Below are 22650 nucleotides of genomic sequence, written 5' to 3' on the forward strand. Positions count from 1 at the left end.
GGTAACGCTCGATTATACGTTTGAAACTCTTGACTTGCCTTGTTAATTACACGTTGCACCGTTGTTGGAGAAACAGCACAATCACGTGCAATATCCTTTATCGAACGAGCTTCAGCTGTCTTTATTGCCGCCTGAAGGCACGTATCTTTCGAGATAAAACACCCTTTATTAACTAGCGATGTTTTCGCTACGAACGTTGTCTGACATTGTTTACAATAGAAGCGTTGTTTTCTTAATTCGAGATACGTCTTTTTCGTTCCTCCAGCAGGAATAACAATCGTTGATGTCTTCGTGCCATTTTTTATAATGGTGTAGTCTTCATTTCGGCGTGACAGCGGTCACAATGTGTTGGAGTATACGTGAGTGTACCCTTTAGGAATGTGCAGGCATGACCGTTCTTTGTGCCCGTGCGGGCACAATCCTCTTTAAAAATAATATTTTTATCTTGAATATCAAAAGCAATTCTTATAGTATGAGATATAGACAAGTGAGTTCCCTCCTAAGGATTAGTTTTCGTCGACTTCAATTCTACAGGGAAACTCACTTGTTTTCTATATTTAGAAAGAAAAAAGGTGCTAGCGAGTTATTTTAGTGAGCAATCTATGCCTCACTTAAAATCCCTTCACCAACACCAAATATTATACAACCCCGTTATCCTATTGATGATAACGGGTGCTTTTTCAATTATTTAGTATATAGAAACGAATAGAGAAACTCCGAGGTCACTTGACTACGCCCTATAGCTTTGCCTTGCTTCTAACGAGCCTTACAAAAACAGAACAAACACTTCTTTATCCGATCGTTTAAATAGGTTCGACTCCCACCGTCTCCATCATTTTCTTGTATAAAAAAAACAAAAAAACTGACCTTCCATAACAGAAAAGTCAGTTTAGATATGTATAGTACAACCACCAAAGGAATGAATTTTTTTACATTTTTTTGGTGGAGACGGTGGGAGTCGAACCCACGTCCAGAGATATCGCCACTCAAGCGTCTACATGTGTAGTTGACTTATTTAGAATTCGCAAGTGCTTATGCCAATCAACAGGCGTCTGCATTGCTAGTCTGATTGAGCTCTTCTAACTTGCCTCAGACGGTGGCGGTTAGCGTATCCCACTTAAGTTGAGACCCCAAATCTTAGCACATGGGCGATGCTAAGCGGGATCCTTTAGCAATTGCTTAGGCAGCTGCTAAAGAGAAATTGTTTTGTTTGCCAGTTATTATTGGCGGGTAACGTTTTACGAGCCGTAACCTCGACATGCAGCCTGAGCTCAAACTACCCCTGTCGAATCCGTAACGTCCCCAAAATTTAGGAAGGTACAGAACAAGGCGAAGTAAAAGCCTATTCAATTATCTAACATATCCTACTATAACAGGAATCTAGCTATATTTCAAGTAAGACCCCTATGATTAATCACGGTCCTTTAAAGCACGCGCCACATCACGGTTCATTTGTTTACGTTTTAAATCCTCTCGCTTGTCATATTTCTTTTTACCTTTTCCAAGCCCAATGAGCACTTTCGCATAACCATCTTTAATATAGATTTTAATTGGCACCAGTGAGTATCCAGCTTGTTGCGTTTCCCCAATGAGCCTAGCAATTTGCTTCTTGTGAAGCAATAACTTACGCATCCTTGTTGGTTCATGATTATGAATATTCCCTTGTTCATACGGTGAAATATGCAAATTATGAAGAAAGACTTCACCATTATTTACTCGTGCAAAACTATCTTTCATATTTACCCGGCCGTTACGTATGGATTTTATCTCGGTTCCCTGTAAAACAATCCCCGCTTCCATCGTCTCTTCAATAAAAAAATCATGATTAGCTTTTTTATTACGTGCCACAACATTCCCTGATCCTTTTGGCATGTAGAACACCTCCTATCATTAAATTGATCGTTATCTATTTTATCAATTCCACTTTTATTATACAATGGAAATAGAAAGAAACAAACCTTGAAGTTTAAACCTTTTTTGAAATGAGGAAGATAGATGGACACAATACGCTTACTAACGTTTGAAGATTTAAATATTTACCAAAAAATGCAAACTGGTGTTGAGAAAGATTACATGCTTGATGTTTTCAAGCGACTGACGACAACAAACGAAAATCGGTTATTCGGTTACTTTGTTGATGATGCACTCGTCGCAGTAGCTGGTTATACATATTTTCCAGGTGGAAATGTTATGCTTGGTCGATTAAGAAGTGACTACCGTTACCGAAAACAAGGCTACCCAACGAAACTATTAACTGCCTTAGTGAAACAACTTTCTTCTGATAAAACTGTGCGCTTTATTGGTGGATATACGCATATTTCGAATACACCTGCTAAAAAAATCATGTCACGACTTGGGTTTCAATTCATCGATACACATTACAGCTTTGCGTGTACTGATTTATCTCCCTTCTTATCTTCTGAGACACGTGTGTGGGATGAACTTATAACATACGATAAAAAGAAAGCGGCACTTGATCACTTAACACAAACCGCGATGACATCTTTTACATACGAAGCTTATTACCCATTCCCTTATTCTGAAAGACTCATACCAGAAGAAAAACTCAACAAGATAAGAATTTTCCAGTCTCCCCAGACGAAGGAATACCTCTACATGGATGAAGATTTTAAAGGAGAAGACCTACTCGTCATTCGTTATTTTTCTGATGATCTCTTTAATACTCCTGGATTATTTGACACAATTCATTTTGCTTTAAGTGGTGAGAATCGTCTGCCTTGGTTTGATTTTTCACCAAATCAATTTAACAGGATGATTCATCAAGACGCTTTTCAAATAGAAGAAGGTTGGGAATTACATGGAATGACGCTTTAATCTTAGAGGAGGCATGAAAAAATGATGAAAATGCTGCTTTTTGTTGGTGTAACATTGGTTGTGATCGGGCTACTAGGCACTTTATATTTATCACGCAGTCAACCTACTGATGGTGTACTTGAAGAAACACGACTAGAACCTGTTGACTCGCTTTATGTATCAGGCGAAAACGTACAAATAGACGTCATCGCGTCTTCAGACAACACAACGCGCATCACTTACAGCGGGTTGAGTGAATCGGCACTCCGCGAACAGTTCTCACTCGAACAGGTAGAGAATCATTTGACCATTTCTATTGACGCCTCCAGTCGCTGGTCATTTTTCAATTTTGGTTTTTTCACTTCAACACCAACGTTAACCATCGCATTGCCACAGATTGAGCTTGCGGAGATAAGGGGTAAGACGACTAATGGTCGACTGTCGATAAAAGATCACGCCATAAAAACACTTGATTTTCAAACGAATAATGGACGCGTGACATTAGAGCGCACCCACACCTACGATGCACGGGTAAAAACAAATAACGGTAGCATTACTCTAGAAGACGTCTCCGGCAAAATACATGCGGAAACGAGTAACGGATCCATTAAAGCGTTTAACCTGATAATGGACCACGACATCTCTTTATCTACAAGTAACGGAAGCATTACAGCGACACTTGCTAAATTGGCTAACACAACTATTGATGCCGACACACGGAATGGCTCTGTCACACTGTTAGGTAATAAAGCGTCTCAACTTACTTATGGAGAAGGTACCTCCCTTCTACACTTGCGCACGCATAATGGCAGTATTAAAGTAGAAGAAACGCACTGACGCCCCTTTAAAAAGGTTTGAATATTAGCACTATACAAAGACCAGGCCACCGAATATCCGATGGCCTGGTCTATATTTTATCTTGTTTTAGTTTCTATTGATTATTTTTTGCGTTTTTTCTTCACTGCTTTAGGTGGGACAGCGCGCCCTTTTTGTTTTTTCTTTTTCTTTTGCTTGTTCTTTTTCATCTCTAGGAATGGTTCTGGCTTTTTCTTCCCTTTACCTTTTGATTTACCTTTATCATTTGCACCACTCATCACGTATGGTCGTTTTGATTTTTTCTTCATGCCAACAATCTCAAAATCAATCGATTGCTCTTCAAGATTGACAGCTACAACACGCACTTCTATCACATCACCAATACGGAACACATTACCGGTTCGTTCCCCAATCATCGCATAACGCGTTTCATCGTAATGATAATAGTCATCCGTTAGGTCACTCACATGGACTAACCCTTCTACAGTATTATCTAGTTCAACAAATAAACCAAAACCGGTGACGGAACTAATAACACCCTCAAACTCTTCACCTATCTTATCTTGCATAAACTCTGCCTTTTTAAGGTCATCCGTGTCACGCTCTGCATCAACAGCGACACGCTCTTGTTCTGACGTATGTTTAGCAATCTCTGACAGCTTGGTTTTCCACTTTGTTTGTGTTTCTTCAGATATATCGCCGTTAACTAAATATGTTCTAATTAAGCGATGGACAATTAAATCCGGGTAACGTCTGATTGGTGACGTAAAATGTGTGTAAAACTCTGTCGCAAGTCCAAAGTGCCCAATACTTTTCGGGTCATACTTTGCTTGTTTCATCGAGCGCAACATTAACTTCGAAATAATCATTTCTTCTTGTTCACCTTTAACCTCATCTAATACATTTTGCAAGGCTTGCGGATGAATATCGTTTTTCACACCTTTAACTGAATAACCAAACTGTCCAATAAATTCAAAGAATTTTTGCAAACGGTCTTCATCAGGATCCTCATGAATACGGTGGATAAACGGTACATCCATCCAGTGGAAGTGTTCAGCAACGGTCTCATTCGCCGCTAGCATAAATTCTTCAATTAAGCGTTCTGAGACCCCGCGATGACGTAGGACAACATCTGTTGGATGTCCTGACTCATCCACAAGTACTTGTGCTTCATTAAAGTCAAAGTCAATGGCTCCTCGGTTCATCCGTTTGCTGCGTAAAATACTTGCGAGTGTTTCCATCTCATGAAACATTGGCACGAGCGCCTCGTACTCATTCATGACCGCTTCATTTTTATCTGTCAAGATTTGATTTACCGCTTGATACGTCATACGAGCAGATGTATTAATCACACTTTGGAAAATATCATGTGAAACAACTTCTCCTTCAGTATTGATTTCCATTTCACACGCCAGAACTAATCGGTCTGCGTGTGGGTTCAATGAACATATCCCGTTAGATAAACGGTGAGGAATCATCGGAATGACTCGGTCTACTAAGTAAACACTTGTTCCGCGCTTATAAGCTTCTTCATCGATTGGTGAAGCTTCTTCGACATAATAAGACACATCGGCAATATAAACGCCTAATAAATAGTTCCCATTAGCCAACTGTTCAACACGGACCGCATCATCTAAGTCCTTCGCATCGGCACCATCAATTGTCACAATTGTTTTGTCACGGCGATCAACACGCCCTGCCAAGTCTTCTTCATCGATCGTCTCTTTAACATTTTCCGCTTGGTCTAACACCGCTTCAGGGAATTCAATCTCAATATTATGTTTATGAATAATCGACAAGATATCTACTCCTGGATCATTTTTATGACCAAGTATCTCGACGACTTCTCCTTCAGCTGAATTTTGACCTTCTGGAAACTTCGTAATCATAACAATCACTTTATGCCCATCAACAGCCCCTTTACTGTCTTCTTTTTTAATGAAGACATCGTTTGGGATACGTTTATCATCGGCAACAACAAAACCAAAGTTTCCTTTATCAATATAATTTCCAATGATACGCGTCGAGCCACGTTCTAAAATACGCTCAACCACACCTTCTACACGCTTATCGCCAGATACTTCTGCATCCGCTCTCGCTAAGACAATGTCACCGTTCATCGCACCGTTTAAATCGTGTGGATGAATGTAAAGATCCTTCATACCTTCAGTATCCGGTATCAAAAAGGCAAATCCTTTTTTATGCATCTGCACTTTGCCACGTACCAAACCCGCACGTGCAGGAGATACGTATTTATTCTTCCGTGTTAACATAACTCTTCCTTCATCTTCTAACTGATTAAGTGATTTCATCAATTCAGTAAATAACTCACTTGTCACCGTCTCTGTAAAGACAGCCTCTGATACATCATCCACCGATACAGGCTTTTCCGCTTCTTCAGTAATAAATGATGCAATTCTTTGTTTTAATTGTTCCATTTAATCTTCACCTTCTTTCAATTATTTTCTTCTCATGTGTTATTATGTGTCTTCATCACTAAGCATTATGCCATTATATAGGATAGTCAAACGGGACATTGCTCATAGTATAACCTAATCCCAATCCAATGATTCTAAGAAACGGTAGGCATCTTCATGTACTTCTTCACGTTTGGGTCCTAAAGTAATCGCATGCCCTGCATGCTCATACCAATGGATTTTTTTATCATCACATTCCACATGATCATAAATATACGTCGCACTCTCTGTATTAATCATTTGGTCATCTTTCGCCTGAATAACAAGTGTTGGCGTATAAATGTGATCAAGCACCTCGCGCACTTCATCAATAAGACCAGCCAAGCTCTCAAAGAGCTCCTCCGCTTTAGTAACCAATGTCTCTACCTCTTGATCGATTATGCCCTTTGATTTACCTTCTTTTTCTTTATATTGGCTCGCAAAATAGCGGAAACCTTTCGTCAGTTGGGTAGAGTTATCAAAGAAGATTGGTGAACACATCGTACCAACACCTACTACAGGGTTTTCTGTCGCCAGTTTTAAACTTAATACGCCGCCGAGTGATAAACCTAAGACAGCTATTTTATCGTAGCCATCGACTTTCATTTGCTGATACGCTTGCTTAACATCTTCATACCACGTTTCTGCCGATCCTTCTAATAAATCCTCCGGACTTTTCCCATGCCCACGATAAATAGGACCGTATGATGTGTACCCTTTAGATTCAAGAAATCTCCCTAACATACGCATATCAGCACTATGGCCAGTAAACCCATGTAATAATAATACCGCTCTTTTACCACCTTTAAACATAAACGGTTCTGGTTGTTTAATTTTCAAATCTATCGCCCTTCCTCTAAAAGACTCTCTCTCAAATTTCTTTGCTTACGTTCATAGTTTATCAAATCAGCGTATCTCTTGCATAAACCATGCTTTATAAAAAAAGAAAATCTCTTCATAAGTGACTAAAGAACGTGTCACTCAAGAAGAGATTCGCCTTGTTAAATAATATACGCTAACGCAAACGTTGCTACAAAGAATACGACTGCAGCAACAATTGTCGCTTTTTGTAATACCGCATCTAAGCCACGTGCTTTTTTCTTTCCGAAGAGCTGTTCTGCTCCACCAGAAATCGCACCAGCTAATCCTTCACTTTTACCTGATTGCATGACAACTAACCCAATAAGAATAACACTAGATAGAATAATTAACGTCACTAAAATAGCTTCCATCGTTAAAGCATACCTCCTAGACCCACTTAAAGTCACTATATTTCTTAAATAATATTAAATAAAAACACTAGTACTAATTTAGCATACTTCACCAGTTGATGACAAGTATATTTTGTTCATATATTGAAAGCGTTAACCCGCGTAAACAAGCACTCGCCCGATATTTTGTCGAAATGACTGTTTTTGATTGATTTTGATTGATTTTTGATATCTTATAGCGTACACTATAAGTAAAAAGGAGGCGGCCTTATGCTTACACCAAAACGTCATGCCCTGATCATTGAAGAACTTAACAAAAAAGATTCCGTCACTATTCAAGACCTCGTTGATTTAATGGGCGTATCCGAATCAACCATTCGTCGGGATTTAAGCGAACTAGAAAATCAAGAGAAATTAACACGCGTTCACGGGGGCGCAACGACACTTCACCATACGAAGGAAGAACCGAGTTATGAAGAAAAGAAGACTCGTGGGACAACCGAAAAAAAACAGATTGCACAATATGCATCAACATTAGTTGAAGACCATGATGTGATTTATTTAGATGCCGGGACGACAACGTATGAAATGATTCCTTTCTTAAAAGATCGGCCGATTACGGTCGTAACTAACGGTCTGATGCACCTTGATCTTTTGCAGCATTACCGTATCCCAACATATATTATTGGCGGAAAAGTAAAAGATAAGACAGGAGCAATCATTGGCAGTGTTGCTTTAAAACAACTGGAACATTACCACTTTAATATTGCCTTTATTGGCGCAAATGGGATTGATCTTGCTTTTGGCTATTCAACTCCCGACCCAGAAGAAGGTGACTTAAAAGAACGTGCCTTGCGCTTAAGCGATGCCCGTTATGTTCTTGCAGATGAAACAAAACTTAATCACAAAAGCGCTTATCGTTTTGCTGATTTAAAAGAGGCCACTCTGATAACTAATCACATAACACCAGCGGATAAAAAGCGTTACACAAAAATAACGGATGTCGAGGAGGCAAAGAGATGATCTACACATGTACACTTAACCCATCGATTGATTATATTCTGACAGTTGATCCTTTCACTTACGGCGGATTAAATCGGGGCACACAACCAAACTATTTCCCAGGTGGAAAAGGTATTAACGTTTCACGGATTTTAACACGCTTAGACGTGACGCAAAAAGCCTTAGGTTTTCTTGGTGGTTTTACTGGCGACTTCATTCGTAACGCTTTGACATCAGAAGGTGTTGATCACCTATTCACTGAAGTAACCGATGCAACCCGCATTAATCTAAAACTAAAAGGACAACAGGAAACGGAAATCAACGGACCGGGCGCACGTATCAAAGACACAGAAACAGAAGCATTTATCAAGCAACTCGATCAATTAACGGAAGACGATTATCTCGTATTAGCTGGTAGCTTACCGAATGATTTACCAGATGATTTTTACTTACAGATCGTTAAACGCTTGCGGGAAAGAAAAGTAAATCTTGTCCTTGATACATCATCTGAAGCACTGAAGAAAATGGTTGGTGAGCCATTATTTTTAGCCAAACCTAATCACCATGAATTAGGCGAGCTATTCGATGTAGAGATTACGACAAAAAAAGAAGCAATCCATTATGCGAAACAATTACTTGATTCAGGTATTAAACATGTGATTATTTCTATGGGAGGCGATGGCGCCATTTACTTACATGAAGATAAGTTGTATCAAGCGGACGTACCTGAAGGTACCGTGATTAATACGGTTGGTGCAGGCGATTCCACTGTTGCTGGGTTTTTAGCCGGAATTGATCGAGGGTATACACCAGAAGATGCTTTTCGCTTAGCCGTTGCATCAGGAAGCGCGACCGCTTTCACTAAAGATTTAGCGACAAAAAAAGATATGGAAACGCTTTTCAACTTAGTGGAGATGAAAGTAAACGATTACCAAAACAATGATTGAACCTTTACAGTTCAAAGGTTTTATGATATGGTATCAAAGGTTTATTATGTCCTATTCTCTTTTTCCATATCTACTCGGAAAAAATAATCGGTCTTTTACGAATAAAAACATGCAATTGACTTGATATTTGACGGTGTAAACCGTTAAAATATAGGGTATGGTATACTGAAAACAAAACATAAAATACTAGGAGGTTTTTTTCATGGCAGCTGAAAAAACAATTACAATTACAGATTCAACAGGTGTGCACGCACGCCCAGCAACAGTGCTCGTAAACAAAGCGGGTAACTTCTCTTCAGATGTAACTGTAGAGTACAATGGCAAGTCTGTTAACTTAAAATCAATTATGGGTGTTATGTCTCTAGGTATCCCTAAGGATGCTGAAATTAAAATCGTTGCTGAAGGTGCTGACGAAGTTGAAGCTATCGAAGCAATCTATGCATCAATTAAAGAAACTGGTTTAGGGGAATAATCCTGAATATGGCGATTTTAAAAGGCATTGCGGCATCTAACGGTGTCGCAATTGCTAAAGCATATACTTTAGAAACACCCGATCTTTCTTTTGAGACGAAGAAAGTTGACGATGTAAGTACAGAAGTTAATCGTTTACATGACGCCTTAACTGTGTCAAAAAGCGAATTAGAGAAAATAAAAGAAAACGCACGTCTTTCTCTTGGTGATGAGCATGCGGAAATTTTTTCTGCCCACCTTTTGGTTCTAAGTGATCCAGAACTCATTACACCGATGGAAGAAAAAATTAAAAACGAAAACGTCAATGCTGAAAAAGCGCTTGATGATGTTGCAACAATGTTTATCGATATGTTTAAAGGTATGGATAATGAATACATGCGTGAACGTGCAGCGGATATTCAGGACGTTACAAAACGTGTAATGGCACACTTATTAAACGTGACTTTCCCAGACCCTGCATTAATTGACGAAGAAGTTGTGATTATTGCTGAAGACTTAACACCTTCAGATACAGCACAATTAAACAAGCAATTTGTGAAAGGGTTTACGACAAACATTGGTGGTCGTACATCTCACTCGGCGATTATGGCACGCTCTCTAGAAATTCCTGCAGTTGTTGGTACAAAGACAGTGACTGAAGATGTTTCTGAGGGTGATATCGTTATTGTAGATGGTATTGATGGCAAAGTTATCATTAACCCAACAGAAGAAGAATTAGCTTCATATGAAGAAAAACAAGCCGATTTCGAAAAACAAAAAGAAATCTGGGCACAATTAAAAGATGAACCAACGCTAACAAAAGATGGTGAACTTGTCGAGTTAGTCGCAAACATCGGTACACCTGATGATGTTGTCGGTGTTCTAAATAATGGTGGAGAAGGTGTCGGTCTTTACCGTACAGAGTTCCTCTATATGGGTAACTCAGACTTCCCAACTGAAGACGAACAATTCGAAGCTTATTCATCTGTCTTAAAACAAATGGGTGACAAACCTGTTGTTGTAAGAACATTAGATATCGGTGGCGATAAAGAATTAAGTTACCTTGATTTGCCGAAAGAAATGAATCCATTCCTTGGTTTCCGAGCGATTCGTCTTTGCTTAGAGCGTGACGATATCTTCCGTACACAGTTACGAGCGTTATTGCGTGCTAGTGTTCACGGTAACTTAAAGATCATGTTCCCAATGATCGCCACGCTTGACGAATTCCGTTCAGCTAAAGCTCTTTTACTTGAAGAAAAAGATAACTTAATTGCTGAAGGCGTCAAAGTAAGTGACGATATTGAAGTAGGTATCATGGTTGAGATTCCATCAACCGCTGTTATCGCACGTCAATTTGCTAAAGAAGTTGACTTCTTTAGTATCGGTACAAACGATTTAATTCAATATACACTTGCGGCTGACCGTATGAACGAACAAGTATCATACCTTTACCAACCTTATCACCCAGCGATCCTTACACTTGTAAATAATGTGATTGAGGCTGCTCACGCAGAAGGTAAATGGGCTGGTATGTGCGGTGAGATGGCTGGCGATTCTATCGCTATTCCAATCCTACTCGGCCTTGGTCTTGATGAGTTTAGTATGAGCGCCACCTCTATTTTACCAGCGCGTACACAAATTAAAGATTTATCAAAAGAAGAACTGCGTTCTTATAAAGATGAATTATTAAGCATGTCAACAGCTGATGAAGTAGAAGCGTTCATTCGCGAAAAAACAAATCAATAGTATAAAGATAACCCCGTTCATAAGCTCAATGCGAGCGAATGAACGGGGTTATTAGCATTTTTAGTATATAACTCTCATTAGCGCCAAAAACGCGTCAGAGCGTCTTTATCTTCAACGTTATAACGGACCATATCAAAGATTAACTGTAAATCGACTGATTCAGACCATTTGATCTTCACCAGCTCCTTTGTTGTTTGATAACCTACTGCTTTAATTCTATCTTGAAATGCCGCTTTACAGGCTCTTTCTGGCGCTATAGCTAGGTGGGCTTTTGCCACACTAAACCCTATGATATAGGTCCCATGCGCAACAAACATCGGTTGGTTCCACTTTACGACGTATTCAAGCGTTGGAAATTGCCGCTTAACTTCTGACAAAATCATCTCAAGGCGATATTTATGTTCAGGAACATTGATTGTATTTAGAAACGCTTCAAAAGTCTCCAATCACACCACCCCTTCTATTTAACAGCTACTGTGAACTCTTTACTAACTCAGAGAAACTTTCGGCCGTTTTTTATGTCCATAAATACGTGGTGCAAGATATTTATCAATCAGTGGGCTTAAAGCATTCATAATGAGGATTGCAAAGCCTACCCCACCCGGAAAATCAAAGAGAATACGAATCCCGATCGTTAATACCCCTGCGCCAATCGCAAAGATTGTTTGACCACCAGGTGTCAGCGCACCACTTGTGTAATCTGTTGCCATAAAGACAGCTGCAAAGACAAGCGTTCCGCTTAGCACATGTGTCATCATGTATGTCGTGTCATACCCGCCATAAATCGAACTGATAACAGCAACAGTTATGACGTAAAGAAGTGGAATCTTCATATTAATGACACCACGAACCACTAAATAAATAAAGGCAAGTAAAATCATTGCTTTCGAAGTTTCACCGATATTTCCTCCTAAATTCACTCCTAGAAATAAATCCCACAATCCAGGGACATCCTCTCCAACGGTGCGTGAAAAGTGACCTATTGATTCAAGGGGTGTGGCCGTCGAGACAACATCTGTTCCTCTGCCCGGCGTCACCCAGTTGGTAATCCAAGGCGAGAAGAATACTTTTAACATCACACGCGCACCAACAGCCGGGTTAAACATATTTCGACCAATCCCACCGGGGAGCTGTTTGATAATTACAATAGCAAAAAAACTCCCCACAACAATTGACCAATACGGCGCTGTTACTGGTACACTAAGACCAAGTAACATACCAGTAATGACAGCACTATAGTCATTAATCCTAACCGGTTGGTCTTTTATTTTCTGATAAGCATACTCAAATAGAACACTTGATAATATACCGACAATGACCATAAATAAAGATTTAATCCCGAAAAAATAGATAGCTGCCGCTAGTGGGAATAATAAAGCAATAACGACTTGTTTCATTATCCAATCTGTTTTTTTCGGTGATTTCAAGTGAGGAGAAGCTGTCATTTTAAGCGTCATATCTTGTAAATTAACCATTATGCTTTCTCCTTTCTTGCCCTAATTTCTGTTTTTGCTTGTCTAATATTATCAAGTAAAGGAATGTTCGCTGGACAAATAAAGGAACAGTTACCACAATCAATACAATCCATCGCACCTAAACGCTCAGCTTCATCGATATCCCCTTTTTCATAGGCATTTGATATGAGAATCGGTTGTAAACTTACTGGACAGACATTCAGACATTCAGCACACTTAATACACGGTGTTCGCTCGTCTTCTTTGACTTCTTCTTTAGGTAAAAATGTAACAACAGACGTCCCTTTTGTAATAGGTACTTGACCAGAAGTAATTGGCTTACCCATCATCGGGCCCCCGTGTAACATCTTCCCTGTTTTACTGACAAAACCGCCTGAAGCATCAATCAATACTTGAATTGGGGTACCAATTCTCACTCTAAAGTTTTGCGGGTCTTTAATCGGTTCTCCTGTTAAAGTCGTCACACGATCAAGGAGTGGCAAGCCTTTTTGAATCGCTAAGTAGACAGCACGCACTGTACTAACATTCGCCACAATTGTATGCACATCTAGTGGTAAACCAGCAGATGGTACTTCTCGATTGACTAATGTTTTAATTAATTGCTTTTCAGCTCCTTGAGGATAAAGCGTCTCAAGTTCTTTTATTTTAATACGTGTATCATCGCCAATCGCACGCTTTAATGCCTCCACGCTATCATGGACATTTGTTTCAATGGCGATGTATGTTTGTTTGATTGGGAACAGGCTTAATAACTCTTTCACACCTGCAATAATATCATCAGCTGACTCAATCATGAGGCGGTGATCGGCTGTTGAATACGTTTCACATTCTGCCCCGTTAATAATTAATGTGTCAATCTGCTTTTCTTTTGGTGGTGATAGTTTGACGTGCGTTGGGAAAGTAGCCCCACCCATACCAACGATCCCTGCTTTTTCCACGAGGGCTAACTTCTCTTGTGGTGTAAGATGTTGATTAGGTTCTACTAATAAAGGGGCTGGCGTATCTTTAAAGTCATTTTGAATGACGATCGCTCGATTTGGACCGTGCATAGAAGGCATATCTTTAATTGCTTCCACTGTACCTGAGACTGACGCATAAATATTCGCTGAAACAAATCCTTGTTTTTCTGCGATTAATTGACCCATTTTTACGTGGTCACCAACTTCGACAATTGGCTCTGCTGGTTTTCCGATATGCATATTAAGCGGATAAATCATCGTATCTGATAGTGGTGCATCTACAATTACTTTATGTTCTGTGCGCTCTTTTCTTTCTTCTGTGTAGGCACCCCTTCGCTTGTATTTTAATTTTAAATTTAACATAATACGTCCTCCTCGTAGTTTCGGATTATTACTCTATTCCTTGATTTCTATGCCATTAAACCCATTTTTTCCGTATGTATATCATTTTTTAAACCAACTTACGCAGTGTAGGCCGCACTTCAGGACTGCATCATTTGTTGTTATATATGACCGAATTAACGCGTTATAACAAAAACACTCACACTTTATTTCATCACCCTCTCCACGACCTGCAGACTTATCGAATGAGGACAACGTAAACCAGCTAACATATATAAGCGAAAAAGACTATGAATAACGGTTCGCTCAGATAATGGCGCTATATGTTAAAATGCCTCTATAAAAGTTAGACGTAACTGCACGATTGTAGCAAAAAAGCACAGCAACACGAGTAAGGTCATTCACTTACAAGCGTTGCTTACTGTTTTATAAATTATTATATAGCGTATAAAAAGAACCGCGACACTATCATCAACTTGCGTTTTTCTTTTCTTTATAGGTTGACTTAGTAAATGAACGGGGGATACCCTCTTCATGTAGCCAACTTAAAAATAACCCTAAATAAATGCCCAAACTATTCAAAATCCAATCATCAATGTCCACCGAACGAGATACCATATGCAGTTGATGAAGCATAAATTGCCCACCTTCAAAAAGAACCGGAATAAGTATAATGAAGAGTAACTTTTTATACCAGTCGTAAGGCTTGTAGTAGAGCCAAAATCCGAGCGGAAACATCATCACCACATTACCTACTAAATTGGCGATGATAATCTCGAGAGAGAGCGTCTCTTGTCTATAAGCACGCATATATAGTTGAATGGTTTCAAAAGGGGTTAAATTTATCTGAAGAACATCTTGCACGTCACCTAATTCTCTAAACCAAATCAGATAACTTAAGATAAGTAAATATATAAACATCAAGCCATTAAACAGCCATTTCTTTAATCGCCGATTACTTAGCTGTCTGAAAACGATATAACTTACCATAAAAACAGGTAAAATAACAAAAAAACCGAACGGCAAATAAGACACTCCATGTCCCCCTCTCATTTTGGCGCATGCCTTCTTTATTATTACGCAAATGATCTGACAAGACAATAGCCTCAGTAATTTTTTTAAAAAAACACGATCAGTTTAAATAACAATACCTCATTCAACCAACCTGATAACAATAGTTGAAGGCCTAGTCAATTGACTAGGCCTTTTGATGAAACTATGATCTTACACTCTCTTAGCGTAAGTTATAAAATGCGTTTTTACCAGCATATTTAGCTGTTTCAACAAGCTCATCTTCGATACGTAACAATTGGTTGTATTTCGCAACACGGTCAGTACGTGAAGGAGCACCTGTTTTGATTTGTCCAGCATTTGTCGCAACAGCGATGTCAGCGATTGTTGTATCTTCTGTTTCACCTGAACGGTGTGAGATAACAGCTGTGTAACCAGCTTGTTTCGCCATTTCGATTGCTTCAAATGTTTCAGTTAATGAACCAATTTGGTTAACTTTAACTAAGATTGAGTTACCGATACCTTTTTCGATACCCTCAGCTAATTTTTCAGTGTTTGTTACGAATAAATCGTCACCTACTAATTGAACTTTGTCACCTAGGCGGTCAGTAAGAAGTTTGAAACCATCCCAGTCGTTTTCGTCAAGACCATCTTCAATTGAGATAATTGGGTACTTGTCACACATTTCTGCATACCAGTCAACCATTTCTGCAGAAGTACGAACAACACCTTCACCTTTAAGGTTGTATTTACCATCTTCATAGATTTCAGAAGCAGCAACGTCCATTGCTAATTGAATTTCTTCACCTGGCTTATAACCAGCAGCTTCAATTGCTTCAATGATTGTAGCTAAAGCTTCTTCATTTGACTTAAGGTTTGGTGCGAAACCACCTTCGTCACCTACAGCTGTATTATAACCTTTTGAAGTAAGTACTTTCTTCAAGCTGTGGAAAATTTCAGCACCCATACGTAATGCTTCTTTGAATGTAGGTGCACCTACAGGCATAATCATAAATTCTTGGATATCCACGTTGTTGTCAGCGTGCTCTCCACCGTTTACGATGTTCATCATTGGTGTTGGTAACACTGTTGCGTTAAATCCACCTAGGTAAGTGTATAAAGGAATACCTAAGTGATCAGCAGCAGCACGAGCAACAGCCATAGAAACACCTAAAATAGCATTAGCGCCTAATTTAGCTTTGTTTGGCGTACCATCTAATTCAATAAGTAAACGGTCAATAACAACCTGACGCGTAACGTCAAAACCTAGTAATTCCGGTGCAATCACGTCATTAACGTTTTCTACTGCTTTTTCTACACCTTTACCTAAGTAACGATCTTTGTCGCCGTCACGTAGTTCAACTGCCTCATATTCACCAGTTGATGCACCACTTGGTACTAAAGCGCGACCGAATGCACCTGATTCTGTGTAAACTTCTACTTCTATTGTTGGGTTACCGCGTGAGTCCATGACTTCGCGAGCATATACGTCTGTAATGTATGGCATAATAATTAGTCTCCTTTGTTGTTTAAATATAGTATGGTCTTACGATGTGTTTTTAAACATTGATTCGAATCAATTATTTGATTTGTTCATAAAGTCATTACTTAATTAATGATTTACCTGTCATTTCTTTTGGAAGGTCAACGTTTAATAAATCGAGTAATGTTGGGGCCAAGTCTCCTAGGATACCGCCATCACGTAACTCAATGCCTTCTTTAGTTACAATAACAGGCACAGGGTTCGTTGTATGAGCGGTCATTGGCTTGCCATCAAGTGAGACAACTTCGTCTGAGTTACCGTGATCAGCGGTAATAATCGCATGTCCACCTTTTTCGATAATTTTATCAACGATTTTACCAAGGCATTCATCAACCACTTCAATCGCTTTGATTGTTGGCTCAAGCATACCTGAGTGACCAACCATATCAGGGTTAGCAAAGTTTAAAATGATGGCATTTTGGTTGCCTTCATCTAACTCTTTAAGCAAAGCATCTGTTACTTCATACGCACTCATTTCAGGTTGTAAGTCGTACGTTGCGACTTTAGGCGAATTGATTAAGATCCGCTTTTCCCCTTCAAATTCTGCTTCACGGCCACCACTCATGAAGAACGTCACGTGTGGATATTTTTCCGTTTCAGCGATACGTAATTGGTTCAGCTTATTATCTGCTAATACTTCACCGACCGTATTTTTAAGGTCTGTTGGTGGGTAAGCAATCTTACTATTAACCGTATCACTATACTTCATAAATGATACGAAGAATAAATCTTTCGGTGCATCTTGTCCGCGGTCAAATTCTTCAAAGTCATTGTTAGCAAAACTTTGTGAGATTTGGATTGCGCGGTCTGGACGGAAGTTATGGAAAATGACTGAATCACCTGAATGTATTTTAGCTACCGGCTCACCAGAATCATCTGTAATAACTGTTGGGATGACAAATTCATCATAAACATCTTCACTATAAGCGTCTTCTACCACTTGTAGTGGATCATTGGATGTTTTGCCCTTGCCGTATGCAATAGCATCATAAGCAAGCTTCACACGATCCCAGCGCTTGTCACGGTCCATCGCATAATAACGACCAGAAATCGTTGCGAATTGACCTACACCAAGTTCATCCATCTTAGCTTGTACTTGTTCGATGTATTGTTTCGCTGATTTTTGACCAACGTCACGTCCATCTAAGAAACCATGTACATAGACTTTATCAAGTCCTTTTTCTTTTGCAAGTTCTAATACCGCATATAAGTGATCAATGTGTGAGTGAACCCCACCATCAGATAAGAGACCAAAGATATGCAATGCTTTTCCATCTTCTTTTGCGTTCTCTACCGCTTGAACAAGTTGTTCATTCGTAAAGAAATCACGCTCACGGATAGACAAGTTCACGCGTGTCAGTGACTGATAGACAATACGCCCTGCACCAATGTTTAAGTGACCCACTTCTGAGTTACCCATTTGACCATCTGGTAAACCAACCGCCTCACCTGAAGCCGTTAATTGGCTGTGAGCATACTTGTTCCAGTAACGATCAAAGTTCGGTGTATTGGCTTGCTTTACAGCATTGCCAACCACTTCATCACGTAAAGCATATCCATCAAGGATAATCAAAGCGGCTAATTTGTCTTGACTCATTATTTGCCCGCCTCCACTAACTTAAGGAATGAATCAGCTTCTAGGCTTGCGCCTCCAACTAACGCACCATCAATATCTGATTGCTGTAATAATTCATCGATATTGTCTGGCTTAACGCTACCACCGTACTGAATACGCACAGCTTCAGCTACGTCACTTGAGACAACAGCAGCTACGGTTTTACGCACATGTGCACAAACCTCATTTGCTTGAGCTGATGTCGCTGTTTTACCTGTTCCAATCGCCCAAATTGGCTCATAAGCGATCACAGATTGTTTCACTTGGTCTTCAGTTAAACCTTCAAGTGCTTTTGTTACTTGATCAGCTACTAAATCCATTGTTTGGTTCGCTTCACGTTGCTCTAATGTTTCACCAACACAGATGATTGGCGTTAAGTCATACTTAAAAGCTGCATGAGCCTTTTTGTTTACCGATTCGTCTGTTTCGTTGAACATTTCACGACGCTCAGAGTGACCGAGTACGACATGTGTCACACCTAAGTCTTTAAGAACAGCTGGTGACACTTCACCAGTGAACGCACCACTTTCTTCAAAGTGCATGTTTTGTGCAGCGATTTTTAAATCTGTCCCTTTTGTTTCTTCCACTAGTGCGTGCAAGAATGGGTAAGGTGCACATACGATTGAATCAACCACATCACTTGATGGCACGTTGTTCTTTGTATCAGCGATAAAGCTTTTCGCTTCCGCTAATGTTTTGTTCATTTTCCAGTTACCTGCAATAATTGGTTTACGCATAATCTCTTCCCTTTCGTCTATGATTAGTTGACTAATCAGTGAGCTTATTATTCTACCTTACTTGTTGCTGATCGCAGCTAAACCAGGTAGTTCTTTACCTTCAAGATACTCAAGTGATGCACCGCCACCAGTTGAAATGTGTGAGAAGTCATCAGCGAAGCCAAGTTTCATTGCTGCAGCAGCTGAATCTCCACCACCGATAATCGTCGTCGCATCATTTAGACCAGCGATTGCTTTACAAACACCAACCGTACCTTTAGCGAATGCTTCCATTTCAAACACACCCATAGGTCCGTTCCAAACAACTGTTTTTGCACCTTCAAGTTCTTTTTCAAACTGTGCAATTGATTTAGGACCGATATCAAGACCCATGTAGCCTTCAGGAATCGAACCAGCCGCAACAGCTTTTACGTCACCTTCTTCAGAGAAAGCTGTGTTGATTGTTGTATCAACAGGTAACACAATTTTACCTTCAGCACGTGCAAGTAAATCTTTCGCAAGATCTAATTTATCTTCTTCAAGTAATGACGTCCCGATGTCAAGACCTTGTGCTTTGTAGAATGTATAAGCCATTCCACCACCGATAAGGATTTTATCTGCTTTAGTTAGTAAGTTTTCAATCACGCCGATTTTATCACTTACTTTTGCTCCACCTAGAATCGCTACAAACGGGCGCTCTGGGTTATCAACTGAATCACCGATAAAGCGAATTTCTTTTTCCATTAGGAAACCAGCCGCTGATTCAACATGTGTAGCAATCCCTACGTTAGATGCGTGCGCACGGTGTGCTGTACCAAAAGCATCATTAACGAATAAGTCACCAAGACTTGCCCAGTACTTACCTAATTCAGGATCGTTCTTGCTTTCTTTTTTACCATCGATATCTTCAAAACGAGTGTTTTCAAACATCAAAATATCGCCATTGCTTAATTGATCAATCGCGTTTTCTAATACTTCACCACGTGTTTCAGGTACGAAAGCAACATCTTGACCTAATAATTCAGCTAAACGCTCAGCCACAGGCTTAAGTGATTTACCTTCCTTGTCTGCTTCTTCTTTCACACGACCTAGGTGAGAGAAGACAATGACTTTTGCATCTTCTTTAAGCAAGTGTTTAATCGTTGGAAGAGCTTGAACGATACGGTCATCATTTGTGATGTTACCGTCTTTCATTGGTACGTTGAAGTCAGCACGTACGAGTACTTTTTTGCCAGCAACGGCTAAATCAGTTACAATTTTCTTCGCCATATTGGATAATCCTCCTAGTGAAAATTAAAAGCGGAAAGCGCGAACGCTTCCCGCTAATGGACTGCTTGTTTATTAAAGTTCCGCTAAAAATTAAAGGTTAGCGAAGTATTCTAATGTACGCACTAATTGTGCAGTGTAAGACATTTCGTTGTCATACCAAGCAACAGTTTTAACTAATTGCTTACCGTCAACAGTCATTACTTTTGTTTGAGTAGCATCAAATAATGAACCGTAAGAAATACCTACGATATCAGATGATACGATTGGATCTTCAGTGTAACCGTAAGATTCGTTAGCAGCTTTTTTCATTGCCGCGTTAACACTTTCTACTGTTACTTCTTTGTTTAATACAGTAACTAACTCAGTTAATGAACCAGTTGCTACTGGTACACGTTGAGCAGCACCATCTAATTTACCATTAAGATCAGGAATTACTAGACCAATTGCTTTAGCAGCACCTGTTGTGTTAGGTACGATGTTAGCTGCAGCAGCACGAGCACGACGTAAGTCATTGTGTGGCGCATCTAATGTATTTTGGTCACCAGTATAAGCGTGAATTGTCGTCATAAGACCTTCAGCAATACCGAATTCTGTGTTTAATGTATCAGCCATAGGAGCTAAACAGTTTGTTGTACATGAAGCACCAGAGATTACTGTTTCTTCACCAGTTAAAATATCATGGTTTACGTTATATACGATTGTTGGTACGTCATTTCCACCTGGAGCAGAAATTACAACACGCTTCGCGCCACCTTTAAGGTGAAGTTCAGCTTTTTCTTTTGAAGTGAAGAATCCTGTACACTCAAGTACGATATCTACACCTAAATCTCCCCAAGGTAATTCTTCAGGGTTACGGTTAGCTAATACTTTAACGTCTTTACCGTTAACAGTGAAAGCACCTTCTTTAACTTCAACTTCGCCATTAAAACGACCTTGAGTTGTGTCATACTTTAAAAGGTGTGCAAGTGTGTCAGCATCAGTTAAGTCGTTGATCGCCACTACCTCGATTCCTTCTACTTCTTGAATACGACGGAAAGCTAATCGGCCGATACGACCAAAACCATTAATACCTACTTTTACAGTCATACGTATTTCCTCCTTAGTATTGTTTAAAATTTTATCTAAAGGATTAAAAATCCTTTATTAACGCTTTGGCTGCCCCTTCATCTGTGATGAGGACATTACTTTTTCCTTGTCTAAAGTAAGAGCGGATCGCTTTTGCCTTTGAACGACCTCCAGCAATGGCGACGACTGTCTTAATATTGGACAAGTCTTCTAATTGCATACCTACTGTTCGCACTTTATGTACGATTTCACCGTTTTGGTTAAAATAATAACCAAACGCCTCACTTACTGCTTTTCCCGATTCTAGTTTAGCTAAAACATCTTTTTCTGCTTTTCTACGCTTAGCCATAGTAAAGGCATCCCCGATGCCGTGCATGACGATGTCAGCTTGTTTAATTATATGTAATGTCTCTTTTACACCAGGCTCCTCGATGATGGAATGATACGTTTCCTCACTTAAAGGATCTGGTACATATAGCAAACGATAATCGCCTTTCATCTTATTGGCCATTTCAGCACAAATAGTGTTCGCTTGATTCTCTACCCGCTCTCCGAGACCACCTCGGGCTGGAACGAACATTGAACCTTTACCTATATCGGTCGGCGCCATCATTTTTGCAATTGCTGCCATCGATGTACCACCAGTTACAGCAACGGTTTGCTTTTTATTAAGTTGGGATTGTAAAAACGTCACAGCACGCTTGCCTAGTTCATCTTTCACCCAAAGGTCAGTATCACTGTCCCCAGGTGTAATTATAACACGTTCTAGGTCGAATGTCTGTTTAATTTTCGTTTCAAGATCACGAAAGCCTCGTAACTCCTCGAAATATGGCGTAAACTCATCTACTAACGTTTGACCAGTTACGGTGAGTACCACACCTTTAGGTGTCGTTTCAACAAGACCGAGTTGAGACAGTTTGTCAATCTCACTGCGCGCTTCCCGCTCTTTTAACGATAACTGTACCGCAAGATTTCTTCTGCCAATCGGCTGGTAGTAGTGAATGGTATGTAAGAGATGATACCGCCGGTCAATCACCGCGATAAGATCAGGGCATATTTTTCGTTGCAATTCAATGAGCTTTTGCATCTTTTTAACACCCTTCCAATTATCTTGGGACGTTTTTTGTCCCTATGGTCAACATTTTGTCCCGCTTAGAACAAAATAATACCCAACACCCATAATATTATCAGAGATGACAGTGAATGACAAGTT

General features: G+C 39.8%; 22 protein-coding genes and 1 other RNA gene. 6 read left to right on the forward strand and 17 right to left on the reverse strand.

Translation table 11 applies throughout. The features are described from left to right. The 4 genes from BM163_RS13765 to smpB all read right to left on the reverse strand — a co-directional run. Positions 1–335: helix-turn-helix domain-containing protein (locus BM163_RS13765; protein WP_177200256.1), on the reverse strand; the 335-nt coding region annotated here is incomplete at its 3' end. Next, the gene (locus BM163_RS07115) at positions 302–487 is read right to left on the reverse strand and encodes a hypothetical protein (protein WP_089801639.1); all 186 of its coding nucleotides are present in this window, start codon (positions 485–487) and stop codon (positions 302–304) included. The genes BM163_RS07115 and BM163_RS13765, both read right to left, overlap by 34 nt. Positions 488–940: 453 nt before the next feature. Then, positions 941–1304: a transfer-messenger RNA gene (gene ssrA / locus BM163_RS07120) on the reverse strand. Positions 1305–1410: 106 nt separating this feature from the next. Continuing rightward, positions 1411–1872 carry an SsrA-binding protein SmpB gene (gene smpB, locus BM163_RS07125; RefSeq protein WP_089801641.1) on the reverse strand — a complete coding sequence of 154 codons (462 nt, stop codon included), beginning with the start codon at positions 1870–1872 and terminating at the stop codon, positions 1411–1413. 123 nt (positions 1873–1995) lie between these two features. Here smpB and BM163_RS07130 point away from each other — a divergent pair, with 123 nt between their 5' ends. Together BM163_RS07130 and BM163_RS07135 are read left to right on the forward strand one after the other, a co-directional pair. Continuing rightward, the gene (locus tag BM163_RS07130; protein WP_089801643.1) at positions 1996–2835 is read left to right on the forward strand and encodes a GNAT family N-acetyltransferase; all 840 of its coding nucleotides are present in this window, start codon (positions 1996–1998) and stop codon (positions 2833–2835) included. Positions 2836–2856: 21 nt separating this feature from the next. Beyond that, on the forward strand, positions 2857–3651 hold the full coding sequence (locus BM163_RS07135) for a DUF4097 family beta strand repeat-containing protein (RefSeq protein WP_089801645.1): 795 nt from the start codon (positions 2857–2859) through the stop codon (positions 3649–3651). A gap of 101 nt (positions 3652–3752) precedes the next feature. Here the strand turns inward: BM163_RS07135 and rnr are convergent, their stop codons facing one another. The 3 genes from rnr to secG all read right to left on the reverse strand — a co-directional run bounded on the left by rnr (position 3753) and on the right by secG (position 7318). Further along, entirely contained in the window at positions 3753–6068 is a 2316-nt protein-coding gene (gene rnr / locus BM163_RS07140) for a ribonuclease R (protein ID WP_089801647.1), read from the reverse strand. 114 nt (positions 6069–6182) lie between these two features. After that, positions 6183–6926 carry an alpha/beta hydrolase gene (locus tag BM163_RS07145; RefSeq protein ID WP_089801649.1) on the reverse strand — a complete coding sequence of 248 codons (744 nt, stop codon included), beginning with the start codon at positions 6924–6926 and terminating at the stop codon, positions 6183–6185. 161 nt (positions 6927–7087) lie between these two features. Continuing rightward, positions 7088–7318 (reverse strand): preprotein translocase subunit SecG, encoded by a 231-nt coding sequence (secG, locus tag BM163_RS07150; RefSeq protein ID WP_089801651.1) that lies wholly within the window; start codon positions 7316–7318, stop codon positions 7088–7090. A gap of 249 nt (positions 7319–7567) precedes the next feature. Here secG and BM163_RS07155 point away from each other — a divergent pair, with 249 nt between their 5' ends. From BM163_RS07155 to ptsP, 4 genes are all read left to right on the forward strand, one after another. Beyond that, positions 7568–8320, forward strand: coding sequence for a DeoR/GlpR family DNA-binding transcription regulator (locus tag BM163_RS07155; protein WP_089801653.1), 753 nt, complete (start codon positions 7568–7570; stop codon positions 8318–8320). Then, a complete protein-coding gene (pfkB, locus tag BM163_RS07160) occupies positions 8317–9246 on the forward strand; it encodes a 1-phosphofructokinase (protein WP_089801655.1) in 930 nt (309 codons plus the stop codon). Before BM163_RS07155 ends, pfkB begins: the two co-directional genes overlap by 4 nt. A 202-nt stretch (positions 9247–9448) precedes the next feature. Further along, on the forward strand, positions 9449–9718 hold the full coding sequence (locus tag BM163_RS07165) for a phosphocarrier protein HPr (RefSeq protein ID WP_089801657.1): 270 nt from the start codon (positions 9449–9451) through the stop codon (positions 9716–9718). An 8-nt stretch (positions 9719–9726) separates the two neighbouring features. Next, positions 9727–11442, forward strand: a complete 1716-nt coding sequence (gene ptsP / locus BM163_RS07170) for a phosphoenolpyruvate--protein phosphotransferase (protein ID WP_089801659.1) — start codon at positions 9727–9729, stop codon at positions 11440–11442. Positions 11443–11519: 77 nt separating this feature from the next. Here ptsP and BM163_RS07175 read toward each other — a convergent pair whose 3' ends face one another. The 10 genes from BM163_RS07175 to BM163_RS07220 form a co-directional block, all read right to left on the reverse strand. Then, positions 11520–11888, reverse strand: a complete 369-nt coding sequence (locus tag BM163_RS07175) for an iron chaperone (RefSeq protein ID WP_089801661.1) — start codon at positions 11886–11888, stop codon at positions 11520–11522. Between the two features lie 42 nt (positions 11889–11930). After that, the gene (locus tag BM163_RS07180; protein ID WP_089801663.1) at positions 11931–12917 is read right to left on the reverse strand and encodes an RnfABCDGE type electron transport complex subunit D; all 987 of its coding nucleotides are present in this window, start codon (positions 12915–12917) and stop codon (positions 11931–11933) included. Further along, positions 12917–14239 carry an electron transport complex subunit RsxC gene (rsxC, locus tag BM163_RS07185; RefSeq protein WP_089801666.1) on the reverse strand — a complete coding sequence of 441 codons (1323 nt, stop codon included), beginning with the start codon at positions 14237–14239 and terminating at the stop codon, positions 12917–12919. Before rsxC ends, BM163_RS07180 begins: the two co-directional genes overlap by 1 nt. Positions 14240–14689: 450 nt before the next feature. Then, positions 14690–15253: a VanZ family protein gene (locus BM163_RS07190; protein ID WP_170243681.1), complete on the reverse strand. Its 564-nt coding sequence runs from the start codon at positions 15251–15253 to the stop codon at positions 14690–14692. A 199-nt stretch (positions 15254–15452) separates the two neighbouring features. Further along, a complete protein-coding gene (gene eno / locus BM163_RS07195) occupies positions 15453–16736 on the reverse strand; it encodes a phosphopyruvate hydratase (RefSeq protein WP_089801670.1) in 1284 nt (427 codons plus the stop codon). Between the two features lie 97 nt (positions 16737–16833). Continuing rightward, positions 16834–18369 (reverse strand): 2,3-bisphosphoglycerate-independent phosphoglycerate mutase, encoded by a 1536-nt coding sequence (gene gpmI / locus BM163_RS07200; protein WP_089801673.1) that lies wholly within the window; start codon positions 18367–18369, stop codon positions 16834–16836. Then, entirely contained in the window at positions 18369–19124 is a 756-nt protein-coding gene (tpiA, locus tag BM163_RS07205; protein WP_089801675.1) for a triose-phosphate isomerase, read from the reverse strand. The genes gpmI and tpiA overlap by 1 nt, the downstream gene beginning before the upstream one ends. Positions 19125–19181: 57 nt before the next feature. Continuing rightward, entirely contained in the window at positions 19182–20372 is a 1191-nt protein-coding gene (locus BM163_RS07210) for a phosphoglycerate kinase (RefSeq protein WP_089801678.1), read from the reverse strand. Between the two features lie 90 nt (positions 20373–20462). Beyond that, the gene (gene gap, locus BM163_RS07215; RefSeq protein WP_089801680.1) at positions 20463–21458 is read right to left on the reverse strand and encodes a type I glyceraldehyde-3-phosphate dehydrogenase; all 996 of its coding nucleotides are present in this window, start codon (positions 21456–21458) and stop codon (positions 20463–20465) included. 43 nt (positions 21459–21501) lie between these two features. Further along, positions 21502–22524, reverse strand: a complete 1023-nt coding sequence (locus tag BM163_RS07220; protein WP_089801682.1) for a sugar-binding transcriptional regulator — start codon at positions 22522–22524, stop codon at positions 21502–21504. Positions 22525–22650: the final 126 nt, after the last annotated feature.

The sequence above is a fragment of the Halolactibacillus alkaliphilus genome (genome assembly GCF_900115465.1).
Taxonomy (GTDB): domain Bacteria; phylum Bacillota; class Bacilli; order Bacillales; family Amphibacillaceae; genus Halolactibacillus; species Halolactibacillus alkaliphilus.